Raw genomic sequence first — 18,887 nt, forward strand, 5'->3', positions numbered from 1 at the left:
TAGAGAATACTAAGGCGCTTGAGAGAACTCGGGTGAAGGAACTAGGCAAAATGGTACCGTAACTTCGGGAGAAGGTACGCCCTTTTTGGTGAGTTAACATGCTTAATGAGCTGAAGAGGGCCGCAGAGACCAGGTGGCTGCGACTGTTTATTAAAAACACAGCACTCTGCAAATTCGTAAGAAGACGTATAGGGTGTGACGCCTGCCCGGTGCCGGAAGGTTAATTGATGGGGTTATCTTCGGAGAAGCTCTTGATCGAAGCCCCGGTAAACGGCGGCCGTAACTATAACGGTCCTAAGGTAGCGAAATTCCTTGTCGGGTAAGTTCCGACCTGCACGAATGGCGTAACGATGGCCACACTGTCTCCACCCGAGACTCAGTGAAATTGAAATCGCTGTGAAGATGCAGTGTACCCGCGGCTAGACGGAAAGACCCCGTGAACCTTTACTATAGTTTTGCACTGGACTTTGATGATAACTGTGTAGGATAGGTGGGAGGCTAAGAAGTATGTACGCCAGTACGTATGGAGCCAACCTTGAAATACCACCCTGTTATTATTGAGGTTCTAACTTGGTCCAGTAATCCTGGATGAGGACAGTGTATGATGGGTAGTTTGACTGGGGCGGTCTCCTCCCAAAGAGTAACGGAGGAGCACAAAGGTACCCTCGGTACGGTCGGACATCGTACCAAGAGTGTAAAGGCAAAAGGGTGCTTGACTGCGAGAGTGACGGCTCGAGCAGGAACGAAAGTTGGTCTTAGTGATCCGGTGGTTCTGAATGGAAGGGCCATCGCTCAACGGATAAAAGGTACTCCGGGGATAACAGGCTGATACCGCCCAAGAGTTCATATCGACGGCGGTGTTTGGCACCTCGATGTCGGCTCATCACATCCTGGGGCTGAAGCAGGTCCCAAGGGTATGGCTGTTCGCCATTTAAAGTGGTACGCGAGCTGGGTTTAGAACGTCGTGAGACAGTTCGGTCCCTATCTGCCGTGGGCGTAGGAAAATTGAGAGGAGCTGCTCCTAGTACGAGAGGACCGGAGTGGACGAACCTCTGGTGTACCGGTTGTGACGCCAGTCGCATTGCCGGGTAGCTAAGTTCGGACGGGATAACCGCTGAAAGCATCTAAGCGGGAAGCCTCCCTCAAGATGAGTTTTCCCATGAAGCCCGTTGAAGACTACGACGTTGATAGGCGAGGTGTGGAAGCGCAGTAATGCGTGAAGCTAACTCGTACTAATTGGCTGATTGTCTTGACCATATAACCTGAATCGCTTCAGGTGTTTGGAAAGCAAGCGACAATAGATGAAAAGAAAGACGTTAGGTGAGAGCAATAAATAGCTGCTTAGCGTTAAGATAATAACCTTGTGTTACCTCAACTCTTTACCAGACTGTTTGGTAGATAATACCAAACAGTTCCCAGTTTTCCTGGCGACTATAGCGGTTTGGAACCACCTGAATCCATCTCGAACTCAGAAGTGAAACATTCCTGCGCCAATGATAGTGTGGGGCTTCCCCATGTGAAAGTAGGTCATCGCCAGGGTTTTATTATAGAAAGCGGCTTTTATGCCGCTTTTTTTTTGCTTGATTGCATGACGTACTTCATGCGAAGACTTCAAGAATTACTAAACAAACTTAGGCTTGTAAATACTTATCTTTAAGTCGGGTATAGTGATGGGCAGAGTATTCTAGATGCTCTAGCTCTTTTTCAGTCAACTTTCTTAGAGATTTGGCAGGATTGCCTAGATATAAATAACCAGTCTCCAAACGTTTTCCTGGTGGTACTAAACTACCTGCACCAATCATTACATGATGTTCAACATGCACATTATCAAGAATTAACGCTCCCATGCCAATTAAGCAGTAATCATCAATACGGCATGCATGTAAAACAGCGTGATGGCCAATTGTCACTCCTTTGCCAATAATAAGAGGCTGACCACCAGGAGTGTAAGGACCATCATGAGTAACATGTAAAACAGCGGCATCTTGGACATTAGATAAATCACCAATTCTAATGAAATTGACATCACCGCGAATGACAGCCATAGGCCATACTGATACATCATCGCCTAAGGTGACCTCACCGATGACTGATGATTGTGGATCAATGTAAACTCTTTCGCCGAGAGAAGGAGATTTATTGTTAAAAGATCGAGTTTTATTCATTTTTATACCATGGTTACTAATTCTTCTGCGCTAGTGGGATGGATGGCAACCGTGTTGTCAAAATCCTTCTTGCAAGCCCCCATTTTAACAGCAACACCAAATCCTTGCAGCATTTCATCGGCTCCGTAGCCAATAATATGGATGCCAATGATTTTTTCTTGTTCGCCATGAGTGACTAATTTCATTACAGTAGGTGTCTTTTCTTCGCTTAAGGCATCGTACATAGGGTTAAAACGAGTTTGATAAATTTTAATTTTCTCTTGCCCATACTTAGCCACGGCTTCTTCTTCACTTAAACCAACACTTCCGATAGGAGGATGAGTAAAAATAACAGAACAAATATTGTCATAGTTTAGATGAGCTTCTTTTTGCTTCCCAAAAAGTCGATCGGCAAGTTTTCGACCAGCCGCTACCGCAACCGGAGTTAAAGCCGGAGCATCTGTGACATCGCCAATAGCGTAAATTCCAGGAATGGAAGTATTCTGATAACGGTCAACGATTATAAGTCCATGGTTGTCTCTTTTCATTTTAAGCGACTCAAGATTTAAGCCGAAAGTGCGAGGTGAACGACCCACAGCAACGATAACGGTATCTATATCAGCAATGATCGAGCCACTTCGACAATGGATCGTTTTGCGCTCATCTTCTTGCAAAGTAATTGCATGGGCATGATGATCAAGATGGAGATGAATTTTTTGACGCTCCATGATTTCCAGTAAGGTTTCACCCAAGATAGTGTCAAAGCGACGTAAGGGACGCTGGCCCTTAATTAATAAATGAGTTTCTGACCCTAAACCATTCAATACACCGGCTAGTTCAACGCCAATATACCCGCTACCAATAATTGCGACCTTGTTAGGTCTCTCCGCTAAAGAAAAAAAGCCATCTGAATCAATAGCATACTGTACCCCTTCCATCCCGTTAGGAATAATAGGTTCTCCTCCAGTGGCAATAATAATATGATCGGCTTGATATTGCTCTCCACCAACATCGATAGTATTGCGGTTTACAAACACCCCTTTACCATGCAAATAAGTCATTTCGTAATCGGTAAAGCGTTTGGCGTAATTTTCGCGGAGTTTTTCGATATAAGCATCGCGTTTGTGCACTAGTGCGTGCCAATCCAATTTGATCTGGACCGGACTAAAACCAAAATCACGCGACTTTCTTAAGGTTTCCGCAACCATCGATGCGTTAAACATAATTTTTTTGGGTACGCAACCAAGATTTACACAGGTGCCGCCTAAATGTCTTTGCTCTACAACGGCAACTTTTGCACCGTATTTGGCTGCACGAACTGCACTGGCGATACCACCACTTCCACCACCTATGACAATTAGATCATATTTCATAATTTTATCCAGAATCTAAAAATGGTTGAGTTGCATAAGAGCAACTAATATTTTCATTAGAAGAATAGTATGCGGACTACTCTCCCATTAACTATACTAAATAAAAATAATAAAAAATTAATTAAATGCCTACAAAATTTCTTTTCACTATCTTACTTGTAGCAATGATCCTAAGTTGTAACAAGTCTGATAATGGAAATACTTATCAGGGATATGTCGAAGGGGAGAATATTTATTTAGCTTCTTCAAATTCCGGTATCTTAAAAAAATTACTAGTAAGTCGTGGCGATCAGGTGCGTCAAGGACAATTGTTATTTGTTCTTGATGATAATCCACAAATATTGGTTATTAAACAAAATGAAGCCGATCTATTACAAGCAGAAAAAGTTTTATTAGATCTCGAAAAACCAAAACGTGTGCCAGAAATTGAGGCAATTAAAGCCCAAATTGCACAAAGTGATGCTGAGCTAAAACTGGCTGAAATTAGAGTCAGCCGAATGACTACACTTTATGCAAGACATGCAATTGACAAAGATTCAGTGGATGCAGCTGTGGCCAAATACAATGAGCAGAAACATTTAAAGGCGCAGTATGAATCTAATTTACAACTAGCACGCTTGGGTAGTCGTAATGAGCAAATCAAAGCGCAAGAGGCGCAAATTATTTCTGTAACGGAAAAATTGAGTGAGGCCAAATGGCAATTGGCCCAAAAAACCATCTCTGCGCCAATCGATGGTTATATTTTTGATACTTATTTTCGAGTGGGTGAATTTGTTCCTAGTCAGCAAGCGGTATTATCTTTATTGCCACCTGCAAATGTGCGTATTGAATTTTTTATTCCCGTAGATAAATTAGCTGCGGTTCATCGGGGTCAAAAAGTTCAGTTTAGTTGCGATGGGTGTACGAATCCAAATGAAGCGACAATTGCCTATATATCTCCAGAAGCTCAATACATACCCCCTCTTGTTTATAGTCGCTCGAATAATGACAAACTGGTTTTTCGCATTAAAGCCGTGACTGAGCATCCGGAGCAATTTAAACCCGGTCAACCTGTGTTGGTGACTTTACCATGAGTGAATATGTTATCGATGTGGTCAATTTATGTAAGTCGTTTGATGACAAGATGGTAGTCAATCATGTTGATTTGCATATCCAAAAGGGCGAGGTATTTGGATTTTTAGGCCCGAATGGCAGTGGGAAAACAACGACGATTCGCATGTTATGCGGGCTTTTAACGCCAGATGCTGGTCAAGGAACCTGTTTAGGTTTTGATATTGTTAGTGAGTCTAAAAAAATTAAACCTCATGTGGGTTATATGACTCAGCGATTTAGCTTTTACAATGAGTTAACCGTTCAGGAAAATTTAATCTTAATGGCGCGAATTTATAATATTGACAACCGCAAAGCCAAAGTGGCTAAAATTCTAGATGAGTTTAATTTGACTCCAAGACAAAAACAACTCACAGGCGAATTGTCAGGTGGTTGGAAACAACGAGTTGCCTTAGCAGCCTGTTTATTACACGAGCCCGAACTATTATTGCTCGACGAACCTACATCCGGTGTCGACCCCCTCGCTCGACGTGAGTTTTGGGATAAGATTCATAGCTTAAGTGAGCATGGTGTAACTATCTTAGTTTCGACTCATTATATGGATGAAGCCGAGCGTTGTACTCGTTTAGCTTATCTTGCTAATGGTAATTTATTGATTACAGGCACTATCAAAGAAGTCATCGCCAAAACAAAACTAAAAACCTGGGAAATTGCCGGCGAAGTGACAACTACTTTGTTACAGCAAGCTAAAATAACTAAAGGGGTTACACAAGCTGCTCTTTTTGGTAATAAAATTCATATTTGTGGCTTCGATGCAGCAATCATAGAGTCTGGTTTAAATGATTTAGTCAAAAACAACGCAGTGACCTGGCGAGCTATAGATACTACTTTAGAGGATGCATTTATAAGTTTGGTCAATCAATCGCAGGGAGAAATCGGTTGAAATTCTGGTCAACGACACGAATGTTCGCCCTTATGGCGAAAGAATTTGTGCAAATGCGCCGCGATAAGGGAACCTTCGCAATGATTATTGGTATCCCTTTAATGCAATTAATGTTATTTGGTTATGCAATTAACACAAATCCGCGCTATTTACCTACCGCGATTGTTAATCCGGATCACAGCGTTTTTGGTCGAAGGATTCTGGTAGGCATGGAAAATTCAACTTATTTTAAATTCGTTAGCCCTGCATCCAGTGAAAAAGAAGCTCGTGATTTATTGCAAAGAGGAAAAGTGCAATTTGTTTTGAACTTTCCTACTAATTTTTCTCATGATCTTGTCAAAGGATTAAAACCGAACTTGCTATTGGAAGCGGATGCCACTGATCCGGCTGCGACAAGCCGCGCTATTTCTGTGTTTATTGATATGGCCTCTTTAAGTTTAAAAGAAGAGTTAATTGGGCCATTAAATAATTTAGCGAGTAATTCAACGCCTTACCAGCCGATTGTACATGCAGTTTATAATCCGTTGGCAATTACTGCCTATAATATCGTGCCTGGATTGCTTGGTGTTGTCTTAACCATGACGATGGTCGTGATTACGACCCTTGCGATCACAAAAGAATATGAGCGGGGTACCATGGAGAATTTATTGGCTACTCCGCTTAGGCCAATAGAGGTCATGGTTGCTAAAATATTACCCTATATTATTGTTGGTTATATTCAAGTATTACTCATTTTGATGATTTCCAAGTTTTTATTCGAAATTCCTATTCAGGGTAGTATTAGCCTTTTATTATTGCTTTGCTTGCCGTTTATTGCGGCAAATTTAGCAATGGGCTTAACTTTTTCGACGGTGGCGACGAGTCAATTGCAAGCAGTTCAAGCGGCGTTATTTTTCTTTTTACCGTCAATGTTATTGTCTGGCTTTATGTTCCCTTTTCGAGGAATGCCTGAATGGGCCCAATGGATTGGTAATATTCTTCCGCTAACGCATTTTTTGGTTATCGCACGGGGTATTTTATTAAAAGGAAATGGGTTTTTAGAAGTTTGGCCTGAGTTAATTCCTATTCTGGTTTTTACCCTTGTAGTGATGCTAATTGGTGTTAAGCGATATCGTCAAACACTGGATTAGGTTAAAAACTCACACACTTTGGTTTCTACTCGTTCATCGAGCAAAACACTAACATGATCGGCGTCCGGCAATAAAGTAAGAGAAGCATGCGGATATTGTTCGCAGAAAATGGTCGATTCATAGGGCGTAATCGAATCATCATCTTCGCCGTGAATGCAGAGCACTGGCGTTTTTGAGTGATTAATAAAATGACGAAAATCAAGGTGTTTTATATCAGGGCTAGCATTTTGGCGAAAAAGTTCTCGTAATAAAATAAGGCCTTTCCCGCTAAGTCTAAGTCGTCTTGCTAATTTACTTACTGGGGTGCGCATACGGGTTGGCGATGACATTAACACCACACGTTCAGGTACTTTATTAATTTCCCACTCAGCAAATTGGTTGGCTAAATTTAAAGTATTTAAAATCATGGAGCCACCGAATGAATGGCCGATCATTCCATGAAATGGCCCAAAATTATTGATAGTTTGCCTTAAGATCATGACTGCATCCATCCAGGTAAGTTGTAGTCCTTTTGCCTCCCCATGAGCTGGAAAATCAATGGCATAAACATGATAACCTTGCTGATGCAGCGCACGAATGAGGCGCGCCATATAGGCCGCTCTTGATATCCATCCGTGAGCAATAAGTACTTTTTTGGCTTGAGGATTGTTGACTTGCTCAAAACAATGAATCACGTGATGTCGAGGGCTGCTAACAGGAATGGAAAAGCTGCGATTTTCAACAAAAAATTCACGTGCCCGACGGGCAAATTCTCGATATTCTTTTTCGATGGGTAAATGAATAGGTGTAATAAATAATTGGTAACACAACTGCGCATGAATTAAATCCCAAAATTCAGTCAATGAATTGGCAAGCATAATTATTATCCTTCCTGGAATTTATTATAATTTAATCCTAGTTCAAAAAATCAAGAATAACGTCCTTTAATTGAGCCGAATAAATGTTTGAGCATTAAGAAGTAAGCTTAAAATATGCCAAAGGGATGTAGATTTGTTCTTTATAACCAGTTTTGCTTTCAAATAAACAAATTTCACTGATTTTAACTGTTGGGAGTGGTGGTAAGTCTAGCTGCTCAATACCATTAAGCTGAGTATTTCTCTGAATTCGTCCTAGAGTTAAGTGACCGCGAAAGTCTTCTTGAGCGAGCGAGTAGTGGACCGCAGAAATTCCTAATCCTATTTTCTTTGCGATATTCGCTAAGTCCTCCTGCGGTCCTGCTTGAAGGGCAATCACTCGCGGGTGTTTCGCGGACGGAAATAATTGAAGATTTCCTAATTCTAATTCGAAAGCGAGGATATTTTTCAATTCCATTTTTACTTTCTCAATCATTAGATTCAGATGATCATACTGAATCTCGGGTAAAAACTGTAAAGTGACATGTAAATTTTGCAAGTTGGTCCAGCGTATTGCTCGCATTGGCAGTTGGTGAGATTGAAGTAAGGCCAGTGTTTTTTTCATGGAGCTTTGTAGCGATTCTGGCATGGAAACAGCGAAAAAGGCGCGGATCGGTTTCATAGATTAAAATGTAGGATAATAATTTTCAGTTTAAGCCAATTTTGAACATAAATCCCTAACTTAGTTTGTAAAGATACCAATCTGCTCTTAAATTCAAGCGTTGATAAAAAAAATAATACAATTAAATCAGCTATGACTCGCATTTTTCAAACACGTCTGGCAGAATTTGTCTTACCGGAAATTCAATCCCTCAGATTATTTGCTGAACAAGGACTTTTCATGCACACATCGAACTACTTATATCATCATGGTGAACAGGAATTACACGGTTTTTTAGCTTACGATGATAGCACCGATAAACCGAGACCAGCAGTTTTAGTCGTCCATGATTGGTCAGGCCGTAATGACTTTGCATGTGAAAAAGCGCAAATGCTCGTCGAAATGGGGTATCTTGGTTTTGCGGTAGATATGTATGGTAAGGGGCGATTGGGGGCCTCAACTCACGAAAAAAACGCGCTGATGGAGCCGCTGATCAATGATCGTCGCATGCTTCGTGACCGTATTCGTGCAGCATTTGATGCTCTAATCGCTATGTCTGAAGTGGATATTAACCGAATAGCCATCATCGGATTTTGTTTTGGAGGTTTATGCGCTCTTGATTTGGCTCGAAGTGGGGCAGAGCTAAAAGGCGTGGTCAGTTTTCATGGTTTATTAAATAAACCCAAAGAGCTGGCTAATGATACGATTCATGCCAAAGTTTTAGCCTTACATGGCTATGATGATCCTATGGTTCAACCTGAGGAGGTGAACGAGTTTTGCCTAGAAATGACGATGGCTAAAGTGGATTGGCAAGTCTATGTCTATGGTCATACGCAACACGCTTTTATGAATCCACATGCTCATGATACCCAATTAGGTACTGTCTATAATGCAAAAGCCGAACGACGAGCTCTACAAGCGATGACAAACTTTCTTCAGGAAGTACTTGCCTAATTCATCGAGTGGTAGACCAGGATGAGACTGAGATAGTTTACTTGGTCTCTCGAATTTTTTTTTAAATAATAGTTATTGCAAAAATGGTTAAACGAAATAGGGATATCCTGAAACAAATTTTGCAATGGCTGTTTGTAATAACGATTTTTTTCCTCTGGCTTATCACGAATGGATTTGCCGACACTTTAAGTGCAAAGGAAATAAAAGAACTCCTTGAAGAAACACGTGCCTTAAGAAATGAAGTCGCCCAATTAAAAAACGAATTAGCAGAACATACTCGTGAGCATCAGCCTGCGGCAAAACCGAAAAAAGCTGAACAGCAGTTTACAACTAAACCGCAGCAGCCACCCATCGTGAAAAGGGTTCAGCCTCAACAGAAAACGGCAGAGGTAGTGAAGCCTTCTAAACCAGTTTCTGCTGTAACCAAAACCAAAACTTCAAATCATCAAAATACCCATAAAAAGAACGCTGATCCTCAAGCGGCGAAAATGAAAAATAAAGATTATGTACGTCGCTTGGGTGGGTATTTTCCAATTATTAACCCTTACCTAGGTCAAGAAGCCGCTTATGATGGTTCTGATTTAATAACCAATTTTTCACAGCAAAATACGGATCTTTTGGCTTTACAATATCGGCAAGAAATTGCAGCCGCATTTTCTAAAAATGGCCTGTCTAACTACTATCTTATACTAAGTGGCACTTTGTCTGGGCAAATAGATTGGTTAACACCTTATGTCGGTCGCTCAAATAGTGATATTGATTTAACCGTCGCAAACATTACCGGTCTTGCAAGTATTGGTAAATGGGTGACTGGTTTCTTTGGTTTCGACTATGATAACCGTCCTTTAGATGGATTAGCTCCGGCGCAGTTCGGACCGCGAGTTTATAATTCTCGTTTATATCTTGATCAGGGTTTTGTAACGGTCGGGAATCTTGATGAATTCGACTTCTATGCCTCGATGGGACAAATGTACCTACCTTTTGGTCAATATAATAGCTATATGATCAATAGCCCTTTAACTGCATCGTTGTTTAATACTTCTGAACGTCCGCTTTTACTGGGATATAGTCATAGTACAGATACTACGGAATTCGATGCCTCAGTCTATGCCTATCATGGGGATACTGCGATTAGAACCATTCATTCCTCTGCGATTAATGAATGGGGGCTGAGTCTTGATTATCTTGTTAAAAAAGATGAATGGGCTGCGGAAATCGGCCTTGGCTATGTTTCCAATATCGCTGACTCAGGAGGCATTCAATTAAATGGACAGCTTTCTCAAGCTTGTACTTTGTTTGGTGGTTTTTCATTCCCTTGTTTCAAAGGAAATGTACTCGATCATCGAGTGCCTGGTTTTGACATTTATGGTAATTTGACCATGGGTCCCTTTAGCGTCATTGCTGAATATTTAACGGCGACTCGCCGCTTTTCACCAATTGATATGACTTTTGATGACAGAGGGGCAAGACCCAAAGCCTTCGATCTAGAAGGTGCTTATGCATTTAGCTTTTTTGACAAGCCTAGTAGCCTGGCGTTGGGCTATGGTTTTACCAAACAGGCGCTTGCTTTACTATTACCCACGCGCGAATACACTATTACGTTTACAACATCTCTGTGGCGTAATACAACACAAAGTTTAGGGTTGCAGCGCGATGTTAATTACAATGTCTTTAGTACAGCGACAGGACAACGATTACCCGTATATTATCCAATCGATCGATTGAACTTGGGACGAAATAGTTATACTGTTTTATTTGCCCTAAATGCCTATTTTTAGTCAGTCTAAGGAATGCTATGAAAAAATATAAGATTTACCTTCTTGTTATATTTTTAAGCTACAATTTCACGGGTTGTGTTTCAAAAATAACACCGGATACTACATCAGCAACAAACACTGAAACTGTAACGGGGAATGAAGAAACTTCTGCAAATGAGAGTGAAACCGCAGCAAAGCAAAGACCACTTAAACTGAATGCCAATAGAAAATTTATAAAGCATCGTGAAGTGAATCGCAGATTGATTCATCGCGTACATCGTTTACACCGAAATAGAGCATTGGCCTAGAGGTGCGTAACTTGCGCTCTGACGCAAAAATCTTAAAATCATATTGGAACGTCCCCATTAAACATAATTGTATATCAGCTAGGCTGAATTATGTCTTTCAAGAGAGTGTTCCGTGGTTCACTAGAAGCCACCACATCAGGGTCATTAACAGGACAAAATAAAGTCATAGTAATTTTTTATTTAAGACAGCCTTATATATCTTTTAGGAGATTAACTAATAAATTAATCGAATGAGCGAGGGTTATTTGTTCACTCTCAGTTAAAACTTGAAGATTCTCATTTAATCTATTATGCAGAAGATAAGGAGAGGCCGTAACAAAATCCTTTCCTTTTTCTGTAATATCAATATAAATAATCCTGCGGTCTTTAATATCTCTTGCCCGATGAACAAATTGTTTTTCTTCTAACCGATCAATTATCCCTACAATAGTGCTCATGGATAAATATATTTTTTTTGACAGGGTGGAAATGGTCATTATCCCATTCTCATAAATTTCATATAAACAAACTATTTGAGGTACCGTCAAGCCGTAACATTTGTTTAATCTTCTCGAGTGATAATCCATCTGCTGCATAATTTTTCGTAAGGCAAGAATAATACTTTTAGACCGCTCTTCTGATTGTTGCATTGCCGTTTTGTTGGTGTCAAATGATTGGCTTTTAATATCATTCATGGAGTACTCTTTAAAAAATCAATGGTTGCAATAGATAAATTTACCCATTACCATGATAAATACTTTGTGTACGAATCATATCAATAGATATAAATATTTAAGGGCCTTAACTATTGTATTCAAGTATTCAATATAACTATAGAAGTATCCTCAAAAATAGTATTGAAATTATTTTTCGATGCGCAAATCTATTTAGTAATACTCAAAATACCATTTTGAAAGGAGCATTATCAAATGGATACTCAAATTAAAAACCTCTTAAAATCAACTCAGAATGACTCACAATTACAGAGCTCTGAAGATGAAGAGATTTATTTTAATAGTAATGGGGTATTAACATTAGGAGTAGAAATTGAGCTCCAGCTCATTGATGCCAAAGACTATAATTTATGCTCCAGAGCAACCGATGTACTTCATGCTACAGCGCACCTTGAGAAAATTAAACAAGAGTTTTATTTAAGTACCATAGAGATAATTACAGATAAATGTAATAGTGCTCAAGAAATAGAAGACGATCTTTATGCAACACTCGCTTCACTACAATCATCGACAAAAGATTTAGGCATTTTATTTTCCACAACCGGTTCACACCCTTTCTCTAAATACTCCGATTGGGTTATCTCTCCTACGGTGCGTTATCAAGAATTAATTGACCGTAATCAATGGCTTACTCGACGTATGAGCGTTTATGGTTTGCATGTCCACATTGGCATGTCGAGTGGTGAAGATTGCATACGATTTAACAATTTTTTCATGTATTTTTTACCCCATCTATTAGCGCTTTCTTCAAGCTCTCCTTTTTGGCAAGGAATAGACACAGGTCTTGCCTCTTGCAGACCCACCACCTATGAAGCATTACCAACTGCAGGACAACCCTATCACGTCCGTACATGGAAAGAATTTGAAGATCTCTATCGATCATTAAAATTATGTGGGTCGATTAAATCCCTGAAAGATTTATGGTGGGATTTAAGACCAAGTCCGGGTTTTGGTACTTTGGAAATTCGTGTTTGTGATGGGGCTGCAACCTTATCAGAAACCCTAGCTTTAGTTGCTTTGATTCATACTCTTGGCCATTGGTTTGCTGATAATGGCAGTTGGCTTGAGTCAGTGGCCTATCCTCCATATTGGCTTTCTCGTGAAAACAAATGGCGAGCTATTCGTTATGGATTGGATGCTGAATTAGTGACGAATACAGAGGGGAAAACTAAGTTAATGCGTGAAGATCTTATCGAATGGTTTGAAAAATTGAAACCTTATATCAAACAATTGAACTATCAATCTTATTTTTCTAATCTTAATATGATTTTAAATGCAGGTACTAGTTCCGAACGACAACGAAAAGTTTTTGCACACAATCATTGTCTTAAAGACATTGTGAAACACAATGTCAGCGAATTTTTACTTCAAACTCCTCTATACAGACGGGAATTATTTATTGCATAACCAAACTAAAATTGTGGAAAATTTCAAAAAATTAGGAAATATAACCATTTGAAGAAAAAAAATGCAGTTATTCCGTTAGATACACCACTTTAATTTCTAAATTATAAAAATAGGAAAGGACTATGTGTGGTATTGCTGGTGAATTACAATTTAACAAAAAATATACTCCCCATGTTAACCTCGAGAATGTCTTGTCAAAGCAGTTTAATCGCGGCCCTGATGATGGGCAAATATATCTCACCAAGAGGATAGCGCTTGGACATAGAAGGCTTAAGATATTTGATCTGTCTAATCGAGGAATGCAGCCTATGGTCGATTCAGATTTGGGTTTAGCATTAGTATTTAATGGAGCTATCTATAATTTCGTAGCATTGCGCCAAGAGCTAAAGGCTAAAGGTTATTCTTTTATATCAGATAGTGATACAGAAGTTTTGCTTAAAGCCTATCATGCTTGGGGAAAAGAGTGCGTCCATCGTTTGCATGGTATGTTTGCTTTTGCAATTTGGGAGCAAGATACAGATAAACTAATCCTAGTTCGCGATCGTTTGGGTATTAAGCCCCTGTATTATAGTATTGATGCGCGCAGTGGATTTAAATTTGCTTCAACTTTGCCAGCTTTAATTGAGTTTGGAGGTGTAGATACTTCCATTGATAAAATAGCACTTCACTATTACCTGACATTTCATGCTGTTCCTGAGCCACTTACCATTCTATCTGGAGTAAGAAAACTTCCTGCAGGCTTGATAATGACTGTGCATCAAGACGGCACAATTGAAGAAGAGAGTTACTGGAAATTAAAAGTTGATGATACACAATCCGATCATTCTCGTAATGAGGAGTACTGGATTAAAAAAACCCATGGCGTATTGAAATCAGCAACACAGCGTCAATTGGCGGCAGATGTTCCAGTTGGTATATTACTTTCCGGGGGATTAGACTCTTCGTTACTCGTTGCGATGGCTTCCACACTTGGGCATAAAGAACTCCAAACGTTCTCCATTGGATTTGAAAATTCAAACGGGGAGCTAGGAAATGAATTTTTATATTCAAATCTAATTGCTTCAAAATTTAAAACGCAACATCAACAGATGCTCATTTCCAATAAACAACTTGCCTACTCACTAGGGGATTGTATTTCTGCAATGTCAGAGCCAATGCTAAGCCATGATAACATAGGTTTTTATCTGCTTTCTCATGAAGTTGCGAAACAGGTTAAAGTAGTTCTTTCAGGGCAAGGTGCTGACGAGATTTTTGCAGGATATCACTGGTTTCAAAATATACATGAAACACACGCAATACCCTCATTATCAGCAGAGATTATATATAACAAGGTAGCGGATCGTTCTTTTGAAGAATATCAACAATTAGTAATGCCGGACTTTCAAACACTATCTCATGCCTCTACTTTTTTAATTAATCTCTGCAAAACAAATAATTCTACAAATCCCATTGACAATCTAATTAAATATGAAAGCACTTTCGCATTAGCAAATGGCCCTTTGAGCAGGGTTGATAATATGACAATGGCTGCAAGTCTTGAAGCAAGAGTACCCTTTTTGGATGAGGAAATGATCAAACTGGCCGTTTCTATGCCTTTAAATTATAAATTGCCTCAAGGTGGTAAATATATTTTGAAGCAGCTCGGAAAAAAAATACTTCCTAAACAAATTGTAGATCGCCCAAAAGGGTATTTTCCTGTTCCCGCCTTAAAATATATAGAGGGAAGCACTTTGGAGTTGATGCGTGAAGTGCTTTCTCCTACTAAAATAAAAGAACGAGGCATTTTTAATTCACAAAGCATCGAAAACCTATTTAAACACTCAGGAAAAAAATTTACTCCTACTGGTATATCTAAGCTTTGGCAAGTGGGTATGCTTGAATATTGGCTTCAACTACATGGGTTATAAATGTTAAATTTCACAAATATACCGATCTACTATTTTTATACGTGTACTTGCTAAGGCTGGGCGATTCAAAGAGGCGTGGCTCTCATTGAAAACTTCAATAAAGAATATGGGCGTGATTTCTGGTAGCCATAGGTCACTTAAGAGTTATGTTAACTTTTCCCTTTTAAGCGTACTCTATACACTAGTTTTGATTAATATTATGAATAATGTCTAAAGAAAACTCTTTTTATAGTTTAGAAACCCTAGGTGGAATTTTATTATTTATAGCAGCTGTTATTGCAATAGTAGTTGCGAATTCACCTTATCGTTTCGCATACAACCATTTCCTAGAGATCAAAGGGGTTATGGGCATTGGTTCATTGATTATAAAAAAGCCAATTTTGCTGTGGATTAATGATGGTTTAATGGCTATTTACTTTATGTTAATTGGACTCGAAATTAAAAGAGAAATGCGCCATGGCTTGTTAAGTCATAAAAAAAATTTGGTTGTGCCTTTGGTGACAGCCTTATGTGGCTTACTCGTTCCAGCTTTAATATTTGTTCTATTTAATGCCTATAATCCCGTCTATCTCCAAGGCTGGGCTATCCCCACGGCGACTGACATTGCTTTTACTCTTGGAATAGTTTCCTTGTTAAGTTCACGAGTGCCTTTTTCGTTAAAAATACTACTTACTGCAATTGCGATTTTTGATGATATTGCCGCGATTATCATCATCGCTGTATTTTATACTAAACAATTATCTCTGATGTCCTGTTTGTTTGCTTTATTATTTACCCTAATATTGATTGGCTTAAACTATTTTAAATGCCGCCATCTTTCTTTATTTATGATTGTTGGTGTGGCTTTGTGGATTGCGGTCTTAAAATCAGGTGTTCATGCGACCTTAGCGGGAATAGTTATTGCCATGACTATTCCCGATGAGAAAACAAAATCGATGCTTTCCCGACTTGAAGAAAGTCTCCACCCTTGGATAGTGTTTTTAATTCTTCCCGTATTTGCTTTTGCTAATGCAGGCGTTACGTTTATAGGATTTGATACCTCTATGTTTATTCATCCTATTGTATTAGGAGTCGGGTTAGGTTTATTTTTGGGAAAGCAAACGGGTATATTTTTATCACTTGGCTATTTTGTACGATTTAAAAAATTCCTTAAAAAAGAACATATTACTTTAGGGCAAGTTTATGGCATTGCCTTAATTTGTGGCGTAGGGTTTACCATGAGCTTATTTATTGGTTCGTTAGCCTATCAGCATAATGGATCACATTTGATTCCACTGGTTAAAATAGGGGTTGTTTTGGGCTCATTAAGTTCTGGTATTCTTGGCTTCTTAGTTTTAAGAAAAACGCTCAGTCCATCTATTTAAATAAGTCTTAAAAAAAAGGATTTCAAATGACAGGCCACAAAGGGAATAAATCATGCACTCAAGACTATTAAATTTCTTTTCAGAACTCCGAGCCAGTTATTGGTATATTCCACTCCTCATGGCTATAGGCGCTTTATTGCTTTCCATTTTAACATTACGTCTTGACCATTTATTTATTTGGCATTGGCTTCAAACAATAGGTTGGTTTCATGCAGCCAATCCTGAGGGAGCAAGAGCTATTTTATCCACTATTGCTAGCTCGATGATTACAGTTGCAGGGGTCACTTTTTCAATGACTATTGTGGCTGTTGCATTTGCAGCAAGTCAGGTAGGGCCAAGGCTTACTTCAAACTTTATGCGTGATAGAGCAAATCAAATTACTTTAGGCACTTTTATTGCGACCTTTTTATATTGCCTATTTATTTTATTGGCGTTATTTAATGCAAATAAAAATGTAATTACTCAAACAGAAGGTGTCTTTATTCCGCAAATCTCATTACTTGTTGCTCTATTATTAGCTATAAGCAGCATTATTGTTTTAATTTATTTTTTTCATCACATCCCTGAAAGCATTAATATGTCGAATGTCATTGCGCGCATTGCTGATGAGCTCAATGACCAACTAGAGTGTTTATTCCCCACACAAGTAGGAAACGAACTTTCTAAAAAACCATCCATTCCCAAGGTCTATTCACAAAAGACCTCAGTAAATGCAACAAACCGAGGTTACCTTCGAATTATAGACGGCGAGTCTTTAATTGAAAGTGCCAAAAAATGTGATGTCATTGTGGCACTTGAGGTCAAGTATGGCGATTTTCTAACTGAAAACTCGGTATTATTCACTATGTACTCTAAAAAAGAGCTGGATGCTTCTGTTTATAAGCAATTTATAAATGCCTTCGTTCTTGGTTATAACCGTAATCAAGAGCGTGATACTTTATTTCTTATTGATGAGCTGATAGAGATTATTGCCCGTGCTTTATCCCCAGGAATTAACGATCCATTTACTGCAATGACTTGCTTGGATTGGCTGCAATCAAGTCTGCAACAATTCTCAAAAATAAATCCACCATCCGCGTATCGTTATGATGTCGATAATAAACTACGGCTAATCGCCGAGCCGATTAGTTTTGCACAATTATGTGACCTAATTTTTAGTAGGGTGCAACCCTATGTATGCAAGGACAGGAATGCAGCAGTACATATGATGATCATGATTATCTCCATCCATACAACATGCAAGGAAGAACAGTATAAAATGCTCCTTGCAGCACACGCTACTTCGTTAAATAATGCTGCTCAAGAATGCTTGTTATCAGAAGACTATATAGCATTTCAAAGTGTATATAAGAGATATTTTACCTAAAATGTAAACTATTGTTTCGGCGCTGGTCTCTTTTTGCTTGGTGTCAAAAGGTTCGTCTCTTTACCTACAACATTAGATTGTCTTGCTAAGAATGTCATTCAATGAGATTTTTGGCAAAGCGTAGCACTAAATAGATTTGAATTTGAACTTTATAATTCAATTTGCTTAAGCGCTTATCCAACTTAGGTAACTTTGGCCACATTTTCCATTGGAAACAACAGGAAAGTGGAGTTAGGTATCTTCACCCAGTAAATAGTTTTGGTTGATGTATTTGTTGAAGTTGTCTGGCTCGCCTAAGGACCAAAATTCGCATAATGGATATTCAAGAATTAATCCATCAAGATAGTTGTAGGCATGTGATACATAATACTCCCCGTTGGGTGCCACATCCTGATGACTAAAAACCTGTTCGGCTGCGAGTAAAAAATTGCCAATGGTACCGAACCAATAAACACCGATTGTAGCGCGATTTGAGATTCTTTCTTTTTCTCTAACTCGCGTTATTTTGCAAGGATATTTTTCATCAATTTCCGCATAGGAATGCCGTTGGCTTTTTCTTTCAATGGTGGGTATGCCACCAATAGCGCCGCGCTCTTTTAACCAAGATAAGGCCCACTCGCCTGGCCAAACTAGGACTTGATCACAGTTACAAATGACCAATTCTGCATCCAAATGCTCATTTAAAATTGATTTTGCATACATTACCGTATCTAACGGGCCTCGGGTTTCTTGATTGGTCGCAACGACTGTTGTGCAACGAGAAATATCAGGATAATCATTAAGTGCTGGTTGGATGGAATCGGCCTCCCGGGGAATTAAAATAATTCTATCGTAAGAAAATCCCAATTTTCGAATAGCATGGATGAACATCGGCTCCTCACTAGGAGGAACCGGTGTCAACTTTTTATCAGAAAATACTTCTAGAAAGCGCGTTCCAAATCCGGCCATTGGAATAACCACTATCCGCATAATTATTA

16 protein-coding genes and 2 rRNA genes (1 of these 18 running past the window's edge) are annotated in these 18,887 nt (G+C 39.2%); 12 read left to right on the forward strand and 6 right to left on the reverse strand.

The window, feature by feature from the left end:
* Positions 1–1,257, forward strand: a 23S ribosomal RNA gene (locus Ldro_RS04695) (it extends 1,638 nt beyond the left edge of the window).
* Between the two features lie 166 nt (positions 1,258–1,423).
* Positions 1,424–1,539 (forward strand): 5S ribosomal RNA (gene rrf / locus Ldro_RS04700).
* 92 nt (positions 1,540–1,631) lie between these two features.
* Here the strand turns inward: rrf and Ldro_RS04705 are convergent.
* Together Ldro_RS04705 and gorA are read right to left on the reverse strand one after the other, a co-directional pair.
* Entirely contained in the window at positions 1,632–2,165 is a 534-nt protein-coding gene (locus Ldro_RS04705; protein WP_058495264.1) for a gamma carbonic anhydrase family protein, read from the reverse strand.
* 2 nt (positions 2,166–2,167) lie between these two features.
* Positions 2,168–3,517, reverse strand: a complete 1,350-nt coding sequence (gene gorA, locus Ldro_RS04710) for a glutathione-disulfide reductase (RefSeq protein WP_058495265.1) — start codon at positions 3,515–3,517, stop codon at positions 2,168–2,170.
* 125 nt (positions 3,518–3,642) lie between these two features.
* Here gorA and Ldro_RS04715 point away from each other — a divergent pair, with 125 nt between their 5' ends.
* The 3 genes from Ldro_RS04715 to Ldro_RS04725 are packed head-to-tail and all read left to right on the forward strand — an operon-like array spanning position 3,643 to position 6,640.
* A complete protein-coding gene (locus tag Ldro_RS04715) occupies positions 3,643–4,590 on the forward strand; it encodes an HlyD family secretion protein (RefSeq protein ID WP_058495266.1) in 948 nt (315 codons plus the stop codon).
* Positions 4,587–5,510: an ABC transporter ATP-binding protein gene (locus Ldro_RS04720; RefSeq protein ID WP_058495267.1), complete on the forward strand. Its 924-nt coding sequence runs from the start codon at positions 4,587–4,589 to the stop codon at positions 5,508–5,510. The genes Ldro_RS04715 and Ldro_RS04720 overlap by 4 nt, the downstream gene beginning before the upstream one ends.
* Positions 5,507–6,640 carry an ABC transporter permease gene (locus tag Ldro_RS04725; protein ID WP_238583967.1) on the forward strand — a complete coding sequence of 378 codons (1,134 nt, stop codon included), beginning with the start codon at positions 5,507–5,509 and terminating at the stop codon, positions 6,638–6,640. The genes Ldro_RS04720 and Ldro_RS04725 overlap by 4 nt, the downstream gene beginning before the upstream one ends.
* On the opposite strand, the gene Ldro_RS04730 is transcribed toward Ldro_RS04725, so the two are convergent.
* Both Ldro_RS04730 and thpR read right to left on the reverse strand, forming a co-directional pair.
* Entirely contained in the window at positions 6,637–7,497 is an 861-nt protein-coding gene (locus Ldro_RS04730) for an alpha/beta hydrolase (RefSeq protein WP_058495269.1), read from the reverse strand. The genes Ldro_RS04725 and Ldro_RS04730 overlap by 4 nt on opposite strands.
* Positions 7,498–7,591: 94 nt before the next feature.
* Positions 7,592–8,155, reverse strand: coding sequence for an RNA 2',3'-cyclic phosphodiesterase (gene thpR, locus Ldro_RS04735; protein WP_058495270.1), 564 nt, complete (start codon positions 8,153–8,155; stop codon positions 7,592–7,594).
* 219 nt (positions 8,156–8,374) lie between these two features.
* On the opposite strand from thpR, the gene Ldro_RS04740 reads away from it, so the two are divergent.
* From Ldro_RS04740 to Ldro_RS04750, 3 genes are all read left to right on the forward strand, one after another.
* Positions 8,375–9,088, forward strand: a complete 714-nt coding sequence (locus Ldro_RS04740; RefSeq protein WP_058496059.1) for a dienelactone hydrolase family protein — start codon at positions 8,375–8,377, stop codon at positions 9,086–9,088.
* An 83-nt stretch (positions 9,089–9,171) separates the two neighbouring features.
* Entirely contained in the window at positions 9,172–10,866 is a 1,695-nt protein-coding gene (locus Ldro_RS04745; RefSeq protein WP_058495271.1) for an LbtU family siderophore porin, read from the forward strand.
* 17 nt (positions 10,867–10,883) lie between these two features.
* Positions 10,884–11,153 (forward strand): hypothetical protein, encoded by a 270-nt coding sequence (locus tag Ldro_RS04750; RefSeq protein WP_058495272.1) that lies wholly within the window; start codon positions 10,884–10,886, stop codon positions 11,151–11,153.
* A gap of 191 nt (positions 11,154–11,344) precedes the next feature.
* On the opposite strand, the gene Ldro_RS04755 is transcribed toward Ldro_RS04750, so the two are convergent.
* Complete coding sequence (locus Ldro_RS04755) at positions 11,345–11,827, reverse strand: MarR family winged helix-turn-helix transcriptional regulator (protein ID WP_058495273.1); 483 nt, start codon at positions 11,825–11,827, stop codon at positions 11,345–11,347.
* 234 nt (positions 11,828–12,061) lie between these two features.
* Here Ldro_RS04755 and Ldro_RS04760 point away from each other — a divergent pair, with 234 nt between their 5' ends.
* The 4 genes from Ldro_RS04760 (at position 12,062) to Ldro_RS04775 (ending at position 17,910) form a co-directional block, all read left to right on the forward strand.
* On the forward strand, positions 12,062–13,273 hold the full coding sequence (locus Ldro_RS04760) for a carboxylate-amine ligase (protein ID WP_058495274.1): 1,212 nt from the start codon (positions 12,062–12,064) through the stop codon (positions 13,271–13,273).
* Between the two features lie 122 nt (positions 13,274–13,395).
* Positions 13,396–15,180: an N-acetylglutaminylglutamine amidotransferase gene (locus Ldro_RS04765; protein ID WP_058495275.1), complete on the forward strand. Its 1,785-nt coding sequence runs from the start codon at positions 13,396–13,398 to the stop codon at positions 15,178–15,180.
* Positions 15,181–15,386: 206 nt separating this feature from the next.
* A complete protein-coding gene (nhaA, locus tag Ldro_RS04770) occupies positions 15,387–16,544 on the forward strand; it encodes a Na+/H+ antiporter NhaA (protein WP_058495276.1) in 1,158 nt (385 codons plus the stop codon).
* Positions 16,545–16,596: 52 nt separating this feature from the next.
* Entirely contained in the window at positions 16,597–17,910 is a 1,314-nt protein-coding gene (locus Ldro_RS04775) for a DUF2254 domain-containing protein (protein WP_058495277.1), read from the forward strand.
* A gap of 231 nt (positions 17,911–18,141) precedes the next feature.
* Here Ldro_RS04775 and Ldro_RS04780 read toward each other — a convergent pair whose 3' ends face one another.
* A complete protein-coding gene (locus Ldro_RS04780) occupies positions 18,142–18,879 on the reverse strand; it encodes a sugar phosphate nucleotidyltransferase (RefSeq protein ID WP_058495278.1) in 738 nt (245 codons plus the stop codon).
* Positions 18,880–18,887 lie beyond the last annotated feature (8 nt).

Source organism: Legionella drozanskii LLAP-1, assembly GCF_001467585.1.
In the GTDB taxonomy this organism is placed as follows: domain Bacteria; phylum Pseudomonadota; class Gammaproteobacteria; order Legionellales; family Legionellaceae; genus Tatlockia; species Tatlockia drozanskii.